Origin of the sequence: Hymenobacter profundi (genome assembly GCF_019334315.1) — a bacterium.
Lineage (GTDB): Bacteria > Bacteroidota > Bacteroidia > Cytophagales > Hymenobacteraceae > Hymenobacter > Hymenobacter profundi.
The window spans coordinates 15869-29763 of record NZ_JAHWGL010000065.1; the positions used below are offsets into that span (position 1 = coordinate 15869).

Consider the following 13895-nt stretch of genomic DNA (forward strand, 5'->3'; position numbering starts at 1 on the left):
TGGTAGGCTCTAGCCCCACAACGGCCTTGCTAACGCGGGTGAGGCAGTAGCATCAGGCGGCACTCGAAGTGTGGGAGGGCGCTTCTGCCAAATAAGGAAGTAGCCAACGGTGCGGGTAGCATGTAGTTTTAGATAAAAAGCAAACTTGTTTCAGCAGTTAGACATTGTATTTTGCTTATTTATTATTGATTGAAAGTCAAAGCAATAGCTTTTTTATTCTCTGATTTAGAAATAGTAGCGCCTCGCCTGCTCAGCTTTTCGGGTGGCAGTAGAGCCTGTTAATTTTGAGACAGTGAAGGGCAGCAACCAGCTTGCCGGCTTCGCTGCAAATTCTACTGTTGTCTCCGTCAGTTGCTCTTAATTATGTGCGTCGTTCTGGTCATTATTCAAAGCCTGTGGGGCTGCTAGAAACCGCTACTTATTGCTGCGCATAAGAAGCCTTTCTAAGCCCCGCTCAGAAAGGCTTTTTGTTGACGAACTTCTCTCTTACCCTCTGCCTGCTTATGTACTTCACCAACCAAACGCTCGTTTTTCACGACGGTCAGTTTATATCAGCCGAGCAGGCGCAGTGCAGCCTGTATTCGCCTAGCCTACACTACGGCCACGCCGTTTTTGAAGGCATTCGCGCCTACGATACCGCCAACGGTACGCGCGTTTTCAAGATAAAAGAGCACTACGAGCGTCTGGCGTATTCCTGCCGCGCCACCAGCATCCCGCTGGCCTACTCGGTGCAGGAGCTGACGGACATCACCTACCAGCTGCTCGAAAAAAACAACCTTTCCAATGCCTACGTCCGGCCGCTGGTGTACGCCCCCGACCCCATGATGAGCATCAAGGCGCCTACTGCCAGCAGCCTATTTATGGCGGCGTGGGAGTGGGGCAATTACTTTAGCAATCAGCTCACGCGGCTCACCATTTCGCCCTACCAGCGGCCCAACCCCAAGTCGGTGCCCATTGAGGCGAAGGTGAGCAGCCACTACGCCAACTCCATCATTGCCAGCCACGAAGCCAAGCAGCGCGGCTACGATGAAGCCCTACTTCTAGACATCAACGGCTACGTGGCCGAGGGTCCCGGCGCCAACTTCTTCTATGAGTGGGACGGGGCGCTGTATACTGCGCCGGCCGGCAACATCCTGCAAGGCATCACCCGCAACACCGTCATCGACTTGGCTCGCAGCCTGGATATTCCGGTGTTTGAGGAGTTCTTCACGCCCGAAACGCTGCACCACGCCACCGGCGCCTTCCTTACTGGCACTGCCGCCGAGGTAGTCGGCGTATCCTCCATCGACGACCACGTGTTTACGACGCCCTACGAGGAGACGATTGGCGCCAAGCTGGCTACTGCCTACTCGGCGCTGGTGCGGGAGGAGGTAGGGGCGCGTCGCACGCGCCCAGCCGTTGAACAGTCTGCTTAAGTATTCCAACCACGAACACGGGCGCGTGCAACGCGCCCCTACCTGCAACCGGTAACAACAACCATGATTCTCAATAAATACAGCCGCATCTACACCCAAGACGATGGCCTGCCGGCCTCCCAGGCCATGCTCATCGGGGCAGGCCTTTCGGATGCGGATTTGCGCAAACCTTTCGTGGGCATCTGCTCCACGGGTTTCGAGGGCAACACCTGCAACATGCACCTCAACGGCCTAGCCGACGAGGTGAAGCGCGGCGTGGCGGCGCAGGGTCTGGTTGGGCTGCGCTTCAACACCATTGGGGTAAGCGACGGTATTACGAACGGCAATCCGGGAATGCGCTACTCTCTGGTTTCCAGGGAAATTATTGCCGACTCGATTGAGGCCATGGCGGGCGCGCACTACTACGACGCGCTGGCTACGGTGGTAGGCTGTGATAAGAACATGCCCGGTGCGATGATAGCCATGGCGCGGCTCAACCGGCCTTCGCTGATGGTGTACGGCGGCAGCATCCGGGGCGGCGAGTTCAAGGGGCAGCAGCTCAACATCGTGTCGTGCTTCGAGGCGTACGGGAAGAAGGTAAACGGGCAGATTTCGGAGGAGGACTACCAGGGCATCATTCATAATGCTTGCCCCGGCCCCGGCGCTTGCGGCGGTATGTACACGGCCAATACCCTGGCCGCAGCCATCGAAACGCTCGGTATGTCGGTGCCCGCGTCGTCGTCGCTGCCGGCCGAGAGTCCCGCCAAGGTGCAGGAGTGCCTCGATACGGGCGCCTACCTGCGCCGCCTACTAGAGCTGGATCTGAAACCCCGCGACATCCTCACCCGCGAAGCCTTCGAGAATGCGCTGGTAGTCGTCACGGTGCTGGGCGGCTCTACCAACGCGGTGCTGCACCTCATTGCCATTGCCCACGCGGCCGGCGTGCACCTCACCATGGACGACTTCCAGGCTGTGAGCAACCGCGTGCCGGTGCTGGCCGACCTCAAGCCCAGTGGCAAGTACCTGATGGAAGATTTGTCGAAGATAGGAGGCGTGCCCGCCGTGCAGCGCACCTTACTCGACCACGGCCTACTCAATGGCGACCTAATGACCGTGACCGGCCGCACCCTGGCCGAAAACCTGGCCGACGTGCAACCCCTCGGCGCCGAGCAAGACTTGCTGCGCCCGTTTGACAATCCCATCAAAGCCGACGGTCATATTCAGATGCTCTACGGCAACCTCGCCACCAAGGGCAGCGTGGCTAAAATCAGCGGGAAAGAAGGCTTGCGGTTTGAGGGACCGGCCATCGTGTTCAACTCAGAAGAAGAACTGAACCAGGGCATCACCGAACACAAAATCAAAGCTGGTCAGGTGGTGGTGATTCGCTACGTGGGGCCGAAGGGCGGACCCGGCATGCCCGAGATGCTGAAGCCTACCTCCGCCATCATGGGCGCCGGCCTGGGCGACAAAGTGGCGCTGATTACCGACGGCCGCTTCTCGGGTGGTACGCACGGCTTCGTCATCGGCCACGTTTGCCCCGAGGCCTACGACGGCGGCGGCCTGGCCCTGGTACAGGACGGCGACTGGATCATCCTCGACGCCACCGAAAACACCATCAACGTGCAGCTCTCCGACGACGAACTGACCCAGCGCCGCGCCGCCTGGCGGCGCCCGCCGCTACCCGTGCGCCAGGGCGTGCTGCTCAAGTACATCCGCACCGTGAGCGATGCCAGCCACGGCTGCATCACCGACCTACTCGAAGAAGACCAGACGGGGGCACCGCACCCCTCTACCTCTTCTCCACAGGAGAGGGGAAGCCTAACGACTTCCAACGCCTGATTGCAACCATTTTATAAGTAATGTCTATCCGCGCCGCCTTGGCTCCCCCGCAAATGCTTGACACGCATTACCCCGCGGAGAGGGGGTAGGGGGAAGGTTAATAACTCGCTTATGCAAACTCAATCCGCAACCGCTTCCGCTACCATCGCCCCCAAAACTACGCCTACTTCCGGCGCGGTAGCCACGCTGCAAGCCTTGATAGCCGAGGGCGTGGACACGATTTTTGGCTACCCCGGCGGCGCTATCATCCCCATCTACGACGCGCTCTACGACTTCAAGGAGCAGCTGCACCACGTGCTGGTGCGCCACGAGCAGGGCGGCATCCACGCGGCCCAGGGCTATGCGCGGTCGTCGGGTAGGGTAGGGGTGGTGTTTGCCACCAGCGGACCCGGTGCTACCAATCTGGTGACGGGATTGGCTGATGCTCAGATTGATAGCACGCCGCTGGTGTGCATCACGGGACAGGTGTTTGCTAGCTTGCTGGGTACCGATGCGTTTCAGGAAACCGACATCATCAACATTACCACACCCGTTACGAAGTGGAACTACCAAGTGACGGATGCCAACGAAATCCCGGAGGTGCTGGCGAAGGCGTTCTACATTGCCCGCAGCGGTCGGCCCGGCCCGGTGCTCATCGACATCACCAAGAACGCCCAGATTCAGCAGTTCGATTTCGCCGGGTACACGCCCTGCCAGCACATCCGCAGCTACCGGCCCAAGCCCATTGTGCGCCATGAGTACGTGGAGCAGGCGGCCGCGCTGATTAACAAGGCCAAAAAGCCGTTCATCATCTGGGGCCAGGGCGTGATGCTGGGCGGAGCCGAGCAGGAATTCAAAACGTTTGTGGAGAAAAGCGGCATTCCGGCCGCCTGGACCATCCTGGGCGTGGATGCCCTACCCACCGACCACCCGCTGAACGTGGGCATGCTGGGCATGCACGGCAACTACGGCCCAAACGTCCTCACCAACGAGTGCGACGTGCTGATTGCCATTGGCATGCGCTTCGATGACCGCGTAACCGGTCGCCTCGACAAGTACGCCAAGCAGGCCCAGATCATCCACCTCGACATCGATCCGACGGAAATCGGGAAGAACGTGCCCACGGCCGTGCCCGTGTGGGGCGACTGCAAGGAAACCCTACCCTTGCTTACGGCGCTGGTGGAGGAAAAGCAGCACACCGCCTGGCGCCAGCACTTCGACGAGTTCCGGGACAAAGAGGTGGAAGCCGTCATCCAAAACGAGTTGTTCCCTACCTCCGATGAGCTGACGATGGGCGAGGTGATTCAGCAGCTGAACGAGCTAACCAACGGCGACGCCATTGTGGTGACCGACGTGGGCCAGCACCAGATGGTGGCCTGTCGCTACACCAAGTTCAACCAGAGCCGCAGCAACATTACCTCGGGTGGGCTGGGCACCATGGGCTTCTCCCTACCCGCCGCTATCGGCGCCAAGTTCGGCGCGCCCGACCGCACGGTGGTGGCCATCATCGGCGACGGCGGCGTGCAGATGACGATTCAGGAGCTAGGCACCATCATGCAAACCGGCGTCAACGTCAAAATCATCATCCTCAACAACCAGTTCCTGGGAATGGTGCGGCAGTGGCAGGAGTTGTTCAACGATCGGCGCTACTCCTTCGTGGATATTGCCAGCCCCGACTACGTGCAGGTAGCCAAGGGCTACTATATTGATGGTCAGCGCGTTTCGGAGCGCTCAGCCCTTCGTAACGCCCTGCGCACCATGTTGGAACACGACGGTTCCTACCTCTTGGAAGTGATGGTGACCAAGGAAAACAACATCTTCCCGATGGTGCCGCAGGGGTGCAGCGTGGCGGAAATCAGACTTAAATGAAGCTGCTAGCTGCTAGCTATTAGCTGTTAGCTCTCGTGCAACAAAACGTTTCCACTCCGCTAGCGAATCGCTACTTAACTCAACGTCAACAGGCGGCTTTCCTACAACAGAATCTGTCAGAACGTCAAAGCTAACAGCTAATAGCCACCAGCTAACAGCTTAAAATTATGCGTCAAGAATATAATATCACAGCCTACACCGAAAACCAGATTGGCCTGCTCAACCGCATCGCCATCATCTTTTCGCGTCGCAAAATCAATATCGAAAGCTTGAATACCTCGCCTTCGGAGATTGAGGGCATCCACCGCTTCAACATCGTGATTGTGGAAACGGAGGAGGTAGTGCGCAAGATTGCGGGGCAGATTGAGAAACAGGTAGAGGTGCTGAAGGTGTACTACAACACCAACGAGGACGTGATTTGGCAGGAAATGGCCCTCTACAAAGTGCCTACCGATGTCATTGCCGAAAAAGCTTTGGTAGAGCGCCTGCTGCGCGAAAACGGCGCCCGCGCCGTGGTGATTCGCAAGGATTACACGGTGTTTGAAACGACCGGCCACCGCGAGGAAACTGACAACCTCATCAAGGTTTTGCAGCCTTATGGCCTGATCGAATTCGTGCGCTCAGCCCGCATTGCCATCATCAAAGACAGCGAAGGTTTCAACAAGAAGCTACGCGAGTTTGAGCAGCGCGAACCCGGCTCGGAAGTAGTCGAAAACGAGTACCTGAACAGCCGGGAAAAGGTCTTCACGATGTAGCGGCACAACATCTTGTGTTACTACCCCGCACCAATTGAAATTCACTAGAAATCAACACTCAACCTTTTAACAATCAACCCTTCACTATGGCAACCATCAACTTTGGCGGCGTCGACGAAACTGTAATCACCCGAGACGAATTTCCGCTGTTTAAGGCGCAGGAGTTTCTTAAGGACGACACGATTGCCGTGCTTGGCTACGGCGTGCAGGGTCCCGGCCAGGCCCTGAACCTGCGCGACAACGGTTTCAACGTCATTGTGGGCCAGCGCGAAGATTCGGCGTCGTGGCAGAAGGCGGTGGAAGACGGCTGGGTGCCCGGCGAAACGCTGTTTGGGCTGGAAGAAGCCGCTGAGCGTGGTACCATTGTGTGCTACCTGCTCTCCGATGCCGGCCAGATTGCGCTGTGGCCTGCTATCAAGGAAAAGCTGACGCCCGGCAAAACGCTCTACTTCTCGCACGGCTTCGGTGTGACCTTCAACGACCAAACCGGCATCGTGCCGCCCAAGGACATCGACGTGATTCTGGTAGCGCCCAAGGGTAGCGGTACCAGCCTGCGCCGCCTGTTTGTGGCCGGTGGTGGGCTGAACTCGTCGTTTGCTATCTTCCAGGATGCCAGCGGCGAAGCTTTCACCAAAGCCACTGCCCTAGGCATTGGGGTAGGCTCGGGCTACCTGTTTCAAACCGACTTCAAGAAGGAAGTATATTCTGACCTCACCGGCGAGCGGGGTGTGCTGATGGGCGCTTTGGCCGGTATCATTGAGGCCCAATACCAGGTGCTACGCCAGCGCGGCCACTCGCCCTCCGAGGCCTTCAACGAAACCGTGGAAGAACTGACCCAGAGCCTGGTGCCGCTGGTAGGCGAAAACGGCATGGACTGGATGTTTGCCAACTGCTCGGTAACGGCTCAGCGCGGCGCCCTCGACTGGAAAGGCAAGTTCCGCGAAGCCACCCTACCCGTGCTCAACGACCTGTACGACAGCGTGGCCTCGGGCGCCGAAGCCAAGCGCACCATCGAGCGCGGCTCTACCCCCGACTACCGCGAGAAGCTGCAAGAGGAACTGAAAGAAGTGCGCGAGTCGGAGCTGTGGCAGACAGGCGCCAAAGTGCGCGAGCTGCGCTCTAATACGACCAACGTAGAGGCGTAAGACAGGACCCCACCCCCCGGCCCCTTCCCCTCTGGGAGAGGGGGAGCCAAATGATTTAGCTGTTAGCGGATAGCTGTTGGCTGATAGCTCTTGTTCAACGAAAAGCTAACAGCTAACAGCCATCAGCTAGTAGCTCCTGTCACGGCTCCCCCTCTCCCAGAGGGGAAGGGGCCGGGGGGTGGGGTTAAAGTCAGAACTCATGCAGTGGAACGCCGATACCTACACCCAAAAGCACGCCTTCGTCTTCCAATATGGTGCGGGGCTGATTGACTTGCTGGCCCCGCAGCCGGGCGAGTTGATCTTGGATTTGGGTTGCGGTTCCGGCGAGCTGACGCAGCAACTAGCTAATGCCGGTGCCGAAGTCGTTGGCATAGATGCCTCGGCGGAAATGATCGATAAAGCCCGCGGGCAGTTCCCTACCCTCGATTTCCGGGTAGGCGATGGAGCTAGCTTCGAGCTGCCGGAGCGTTTCGACGCTGTTTTCTCCAATGCCGCGCTGCACTGGATGCTCAACGCGGCGGCGGTAGTGCAACGCATGTACCAGCACCTACAGCCTGGCGGCCGTTTGGTAGCAGAGTTTGGTGGTCAGGGCAACGTGGGACAGATCGTACGTGCGCTGTTGCGCCACTTGCACCAGCGTGGCCACATGCATATTCAAGCCGAGTGGTGGTATTTTCCCTCACCCGGTGAATACGCAACGCTGCTGGAGCAACAGGGCTTCCGGGTGCAGCTGGTGCAGCACTACGACCGGCCTACCCCGCTTGCCGACCCTGAAACCGGCCTAACGGATTGGATTCAGCAATTCGGTGCCAACTTCTTTGCAGAGGTAGGGGCTGAGGAACAGGCTGCTATCTTGGCCGCCGTGGAAACGGAGCTACGGCCCGCACTATTTCAGAATGGCCAATGGGTAGCCGACTACAAACGGCTGCGCGTGGTAGCACAGAAATGACGCGTTGCTGCTGGCGCGGGGCTGTGCCCCGTGCCGACGATGCGCAGGCCTCTGGCCTGCCATTGGCTGCGCCGGTAGGAACGTTCGAGCAAGTCGTTCTGGCGGGCAGGCCAGAGGCCTGCGCATCGTCGGCACGGGGCACAGCCCCGCGCCATAATTCACCTATTGATTCCCCATGCAAGAACCAGCCACTTCCACCCCCGCCGCCGTTTCCCTCGACCATGTGCAGCAGGCGGCGCGCACGCTGGAAGGCGTGATTCTCAAGACGCCGCTGCTACAAAATCTGTGGCTGTCGCGCACCTACGAGGCCGCCGTGTATCTCAAGCGGGAGGATTTGCAGGTAGTGCGCTCCTACAAGATTCGGGGGGCATACAACAAGATGGCCACGCTGCCGCCCGCGCCGGGGGGTAGGGAAGTGGTGTGCGCGTCGGCGGGCAATCATGCGCAGGGTGTGGCCCACGCTTGCCAGCTGCTGGGCGTGCGTGGCTATATTTTCATGCCTGCCCAAACGCCCGCCCAGAAGGTAGATAAGGTGCGTCTGTTCGGCAAAGAGCAGGTAGAGGTAGTGCTGGTAGGCGCTACGTTTGATGATACCTACCACGAAGCCAAGGCCTTCTGCGACGCCCACGACTACACCTTCGTGCACCCGTTCGATGACCCGGCCATTGTGGCGGGCCAGGCGACGGTAGGGCTGGAGGCGCTGCAACAGGCTACCTTCAACATCGATTATTGCTTCATGCCCATTGGCGGTGGCGGGCTGGCCTCGGGGGTAGGGAGCGTGTTTCGGCAGCTGAGTCCGCATACCAAGCTGATTGGCGTGCAGCCAGCCGGCGCCCCATCCATGCACGATTCCATCAAAGTGCACCAGGAGCGGCGGGCACTGGACACTATCGAGAGCTTCGTGGACGGCGCGGCTGTGAAGTGCCCCGGCGAGCTAACCTACCAGCTCTGCCGCGAGCTGCTCGACGATGTGGTACTGGTGCCTGAGGGCCAGGTGTGCGCCGATTTGCTGAAGATGTACAACGAGGAAGGCATTGTGCTGGAGCTGGCCGGTACGCTCAGCATCTCGGCCCTGCGCCAGTACGCCGATGAAATCAAAGGCAAAAACGTGGTGTGTGTCATCAGCGGCTCCAACAACGACATCACCCGTATGGAGGACATCAAGGAGCGCGCCCTGCGTTTCCAAGGCCTCAAGCACTACTTCATGGTGACTTTCAACCAGCAGCCCGGCGCCCTGCGCACCTTCGTCAACAACGTGCTGCAACCCGAGCAGGACATTATCCACTTCCAGTACATCAAGAAAAACAACAAGGAAAAAGGTCCGGTCTTCGTGGGTATTGAAGTACAGCAATCCGGTGACGAAGAACTGATTAAGGCCCGCATGGTAGAAGAAGGCTTCAGCTACGAATACCTCAACGGCAAGCCCGATTTCTTGGCCTTGCTGGTGTAGGGGCGCGTTGCACGCGCCCATCGTCAGAAGGTAGGTAACCATTTATCATAGCTGTCATCCTGAACGCAGTGAAGGACCTTCTCCCCCTAGAACGACCATCGTACCAACGACTCGTTCTAGGGGAGAAGGTCCTTCGCTCCGCTCAGGATGACAGTATGTTTGTCTACCCTAACGTCACTCTTCACCAGCCTTCCCGTACTTTCGGCGGAAACAACGCCCGCTATGCTCTCCGCGAAATACCTGCTGCTACTGCTCCCCATTTTCCCTACCCTCAGCCACGCGCAAGGGCCGGCCGTTACTACTGGTGTTTCGCAAGAGCTGGCGCAGCACCGGGCGCGGGTGTTGCGGCAGGTGGCGTATCGGCTGCATTTCAACATTCCACCGCAGGTGACGGAGCCGATTCCGGCCACCGAGGAAATCACGTTTCAATTGCTCGACAACGCGGCGCCGCTGCAACTCGATTTCAAGGAGAAGCCCGACCATGTGGGCCGCATCACCGTGAACGGGCAGCCGCAGCCGCTAACGGTGCAGCAGGAGCACTTGGTCATTCCCGCATCGGCGTTGCGGGTAGGGGAGAACCGCGTGGCCATCGATTTCACGGCCGGTGACTTGTCGCTGAACCGCAACCCGGAATACCTCTACACGCTGCTCGTGCCCGACCGCGCCCGCACGGTGTTTCCCTGCTTCGATCAGCCCGACGTGAAGGCCGTGTTTCACCTCACGCTCACGGTGCCCGCTGATTGGCAGGCCGTGGCCAACGGCCCGGTGGCCGATTCGAGTAGGGTAGGGGCACGACAGACCTACCGCTTTCAGCCCTCCGATACCATCAGTACCTACCTGTTTGCCTTCGTAGCGGGCAAGTTCCGGCGCACGGCGCGCCAGCCGGAGGGCCGCCCGATGCACCTCTATTACCGCGAAACTGACCAGGATAAAATCAGCCGCAGCCTGGGGCCAATCTTCGATATCCAGGCTGGGGCATTAAAGTTTCTGACGGAGTACACCCAGATTCCCTATCCTTTTCGCAAGTTCGATTTTGCGGCGCTGCCCGATTTCCAGTACGGCGGCATGGAGCACGCGGGCGCCATCGACTACAAAGCCAGTACGTTGTTTCTGGACGAGGGCGCGACCCGCGACCAGCTCAACGCCCGCGCCAACCTGCTGGCCCACGAAACGGCCCACATGTGGTTTGGCGATTTGGTGACCATGCGCTGGTTTGATGATGTGTGGACCAAGGAGGTATTTGCCAACTTCATGGCCGACAAAATCAGCGTGGTGACCCAGCCCGATGAGAATTTCGACCTGAAGTTCCTCACCGACCATTACCCAGCCGCCTACGCCGTGGACCGTACGGCCGGGGCCAATCCCATCCGGCAGCCGCTGGATAACTTGCAGGACGCCGGCTCGCTCTACGGCAACATCATCTACCATAAGGCGCCCATTATGATGCGGCAGCTGGAACGGCTGATGGGCCAGGAGGCCTTCCGCGATGGTCTGCGCACCTACCTTAAGCGCTACGCCTACCACAACGCCACCTGGCCCGACCTCATCCAGATCCTCGACGAGCGCACGCCCACCGACCTGCAAGCCTGGAACAAGGTGTGGGTGAACGAGCCCGGACGCCCGCAGTTCGACTACTGGCTGCGCGTGCAGAAGGGCAAAATCAAGCGCTTCAACATCGACCAAAAAGGCGAGGACGGCAGCCGCCGCGTGTGGCCGCAGCAGTTTAAAGTGGCGCTGGTCTACGCCGACCACGTGGAGGAATTGACCGTGGACATGCGCGCCGACAAGGTGCGCGTGCGCGAAGCCGAGGGGAAGCCCGCGCCGCGGTTTATCCTGTTCAACTCGTCGGGGCAGGGCTACGGGCTGTTCCCGGTGGACGAGCAAAGCCTGCCCTACCTGGGGCAACTGCAAAGCCCGGTGATGCGCGCCGCCGCGTATATCAATCTCACGGAGAATATGTTGGATGGTCGGGCGGTGTCGCCCATGCAACTGCTGGCGCTGGTGCGGCCGCTGCTGGCGCAGGAGCAGGAAGAGTTGAATCTGAACCTACTACTTGATCAGCTCACTACCGTGTTCTGGCGCTTCACGCCGCCAACCCAACGCCCTGCCTTAGCCGCTACTCTGGAGCCGGAGCTGTGGCAGGCCATGCAACAAGTGGAAGCCCCGAACAAGAAAAAGCAGCTGTTCAAGACCTACACCAGCATTGCCCTAAGCCAGGCCGCGCAGGACCGGCTGCGCACTATTTGGCAAACCAAGCAGCCGCCCGTCGGCGTGAAACTCTCTGAAGATGACTACACTGATCTGGCCGCCGCGCTTGCCTTGCGCGCCTACCCCGGCCACCAGCAAATCCTGCAAACCCAGCTCCAGCGCATCCAAAACCCCGACCGGCGCCTGCGCTTGCAGTACCTACTACCGGCGCTGTCGGATGACGTAGCCACGCGGGACGGCTTTTTTACGGGCCTAGCTGAGGAGAAAAACCGCGAGAAGGAAGCCTGGGTGCTCTCGGCGCTGGGCTACCTGCACCACCCGTTGCGCGCCGCTACTTCCGAAAAATACCTGCCGCAGAGCCTGGCGCTACTCGAAACCATTCAGCGCACCGGCGATATTTTTTTCCCGCAGAGCTGGTTGCAGGCCACCTTTCGGTGGTATCAAACGCCGACTGCCGCTACCATCATCCGCGACTTCTTGCGGGCAAACCCTACCTACAATCCGAAGCTGAAAGCGAAGGTATTGCAGGCGGCTGATAACGTGTTTCGGGCAGAGAAATTGGTAGGCGAAAAGGGCACTACTGCGGCTGGTCAGTAACAGCATTTTATGGATTGCTGATTTAGGGTTGTTTACGCACGGACGAGGTGCGTTTGCGCGCACATTTTTGATTTTAGCAATACTTTGTTGCAATGCTTTGCTATATTGGAAGCAAGTAGGCGAAATCCATAAGTTTCGCTTCACCACTTTTTGCCCGCAATTCAACCGCCCTTCCCTATGAATCTGTTTACTCGTACGTTGGCTTTGGCCTCTCTTTCTGTGCTCTGTGCCCGTGCCGGGCAAGCGCAGGAACAAGGCATTCACCAGCAGTCAACGCTGTACGAAGCGCCTACCGACCCGCTGGTCAAGAAGAAGCTGGACAAGTGGCAGGACCAGAAGTTTGGGCTGATTCTGCACTGGGGCTTGTACGCGGTACCGGGTATTATTGAGTCGTGGCAGCTTTGCTCCGAGGACTGGGTAGAGCGCGACAGTACCGTGGCTTACAATGACTACAAAAAGTGGTACTGGGGCCTGAATAAGGAGTTTAACCCCGTCAATTTCAACCCCGAACAGTGGGCCAGCGTGGCCAAAAAAGCCGGGATGCGCTACTTGGTGTTCACCACCAAGCACCACGAGGGCTTCAACATGTTCGATACCAAGCAGTCGGACTTCAAGATTACCAACGGCCCGTTCAAGGATAACCCCAAGGCCAACGTGGCCAAATATATCTTCGACGCGTTTCGGAAGCAGGACTTCATGATTGGGGCCTACTTCTCGAAGCCCGACTGGCACTCGCAGGACTTCTGGTGGTCGAAGTACGCCACGCCTAACCGCAACGTGAACTACGATATCAAGAAGTTTCCGTGGCGCTGGAAAAACTATCAGGACTTCACTTACAACCAGATAAGTGAGCTGATGCACGATTACGGCTCCATGGATATCCTGTGGCTGGATGGCGGCTGGGTGCGCCCAAAGGAAACCGTGACCGACGAAGTACGCGCCTGGGGTGCGCCCATTCCCGAGTTCAGTCAGGAAGTGGATATGCCCCGCATTGCCACCATGGCCCGCCAGGCCCAACCCGGCCTGCTGATGGTAGACCGCACCGTGCACGGCCCCTACGAGAACTACCAGACGCCCGAGCAGCGCGTGCCCGACCACAAAATCGACAACCCCTGGGAAAGCTGCCTCACGCTGGCCAACAACTGGGGCTATGTGCCGAACGACCAGTATAAGTCGCCCACCAAAGTCATTCACTCTCTGGTAGAGGTAGTTGCCAAAGGCGGCAGCCTGCTGCTAGGGGTAGGCCCCAAGCCCGACGGCACCCTGGACAACGAAGCCGTGACGCGCCTCACGGCCATTGGCAAGTGGTTGGATGTGAACGGCGACGCCATCTACAGCACCCGCGCCACCGACCGCTACCAGGACGGTAGCACCTACTTCACCCAGGGTAAAAAAGGCACTCGCTACGCCATTGCTCTCCTACCCGAAACGCAAGCAGCCCCCACCACCATCGCCTGGACCGGCAACCTGCCTAAGAAGGGTAGCAAAATGACCTTGTTGCAAACCGGCAAATCGGTGAAATGGACCCGCGCCGGTGATAAGGTGAGCGTGACACTACCCGCTTCACTTGCCAAGCAAGCGGGCGCCTACCCCGCGTTGGCGTTTGCTTACGCGGCGGAGTAAACAACGATTCACCCCACCCCCCGGCCCCCTCCCCTCTGGGAGAGGGGGAGCCTGATGATTTAGCTGTTAGCTAGTAGCTGTTGGCTG

At 59.0% G+C, this 13895-nt stretch carries 9 protein-coding genes; all 9 read left to right on the top strand.

Annotation, left to right across the window (positions count from 1 at the left end; translation table 11 throughout):
* Positions 1-503: 503 nt before the first annotated feature.
* The 9 genes from KYK14_RS14735 to KYK14_RS14775 all read left to right on the top strand — a co-directional run bounded on the left by KYK14_RS14735 (position 504) and on the right by KYK14_RS14775 (position 13808).
* Positions 504-1415, top strand: coding sequence for a branched-chain amino acid transaminase (locus KYK14_RS14735; protein ID WP_219159836.1), 912 nt, complete (start codon positions 504-506; stop codon positions 1413-1415).
* Positions 1416-1478: 63 nt separating this feature from the next.
* Entirely contained in the window at positions 1479-3233 is a 1755-nt protein-coding gene (gene ilvD / locus KYK14_RS14740; RefSeq protein WP_219159838.1) for a dihydroxy-acid dehydratase, read from the top strand.
* Positions 3234-3344: 111 nt separating this feature from the next.
* Complete coding sequence (ilvB, locus tag KYK14_RS14745) at positions 3345-5081, top strand: biosynthetic-type acetolactate synthase large subunit (protein WP_219159840.1); 1737 nt, start codon at positions 3345-3347, stop codon at positions 5079-5081.
* Positions 5082-5248: 167 nt separating this feature from the next.
* Positions 5249-5836, top strand: a complete 588-nt coding sequence (ilvN, locus tag KYK14_RS14750; protein ID WP_208307190.1) for an acetolactate synthase small subunit — start codon at positions 5249-5251, stop codon at positions 5834-5836.
* Positions 5837-5922: 86 nt separating this feature from the next.
* The gene (gene ilvC / locus KYK14_RS14755) at positions 5923-6981 is read left to right on the top strand and encodes a ketol-acid reductoisomerase (RefSeq protein ID WP_219159842.1); all 1059 of its coding nucleotides are present in this window, start codon (positions 5923-5925) and stop codon (positions 6979-6981) included.
* A 199-nt stretch (positions 6982-7180) separates the two neighbouring features.
* Positions 7181-7930, top strand: a complete 750-nt coding sequence (locus KYK14_RS14760; protein WP_219159844.1) for a class I SAM-dependent methyltransferase — start codon at positions 7181-7183, stop codon at positions 7928-7930.
* Positions 7931-8105: 175 nt separating this feature from the next.
* The gene (gene ilvA, locus KYK14_RS14765; RefSeq protein WP_219159846.1) at positions 8106-9380 is read left to right on the top strand and encodes a threonine ammonia-lyase IlvA; all 1275 of its coding nucleotides are present in this window, start codon (positions 8106-8108) and stop codon (positions 9378-9380) included.
* A 222-nt stretch (positions 9381-9602) separates the two neighbouring features.
* Positions 9603-12185 carry a M1 family metallopeptidase gene (locus KYK14_RS14770; protein WP_219159848.1) on the top strand — a complete coding sequence of 861 codons (2583 nt, stop codon included), beginning with the start codon at positions 9603-9605 and terminating at the stop codon, positions 12183-12185.
* Between the two features lie 177 nt (positions 12186-12362).
* Positions 12363-13808, top strand: coding sequence for an alpha-L-fucosidase (locus tag KYK14_RS14775; RefSeq protein WP_219159850.1), 1446 nt, complete (start codon positions 12363-12365; stop codon positions 13806-13808).
* Positions 13809-13895 lie beyond the last annotated feature (87 nt).

Excerpts from the sequence above, each read along its gene's own strand:
- ilvD (WP_219159838.1), top strand. The coding sequence starts at position 1,479 with ATGATTCTCAATAAATACAGCCGCATCTACACCCAAGACGATGGCCTG.
- ilvN (WP_208307190.1), top strand. The coding sequence starts at position 5,249 with ATGCGTCAAGAATATAATATCACAGCCTACACCGAAAACCAGATTGGC.
- KYK14_RS14760 (WP_219159844.1), top strand. The coding sequence starts at position 7,181 with ATGCAGTGGAACGCCGATACCTACACCCAAAAGCACGCCTTCGTCTTC.
- KYK14_RS14770 (WP_219159848.1), top strand. The coding sequence starts at position 9,603 with ATGCTCTCCGCGAAATACCTGCTGCTACTGCTCCCCATTTTCCCTACC.
- ilvA (WP_219159846.1), top strand. The coding sequence starts at position 8,106 with ATGCAAGAACCAGCCACTTCCACCCCCGCCGCCGTTTCCCTCGACCAT.
- KYK14_RS14735 (WP_219159836.1), top strand. The coding sequence starts at position 504 with ATGTACTTCACCAACCAAACGCTCGTTTTTCACGACGGTCAGTTTATA.
- KYK14_RS14775 (WP_219159850.1), top strand. The coding sequence starts at position 12,363 with ATGAATCTGTTTACTCGTACGTTGGCTTTGGCCTCTCTTTCTGTGCTC.
- ilvC (WP_219159842.1), top strand. The coding sequence starts at position 5,923 with ATGGCAACCATCAACTTTGGCGGCGTCGACGAAACTGTAATCACCCGA.
- ilvB (WP_219159840.1), top strand. The coding sequence starts at position 3,345 with ATGCAAACTCAATCCGCAACCGCTTCCGCTACCATCGCCCCCAAAACT.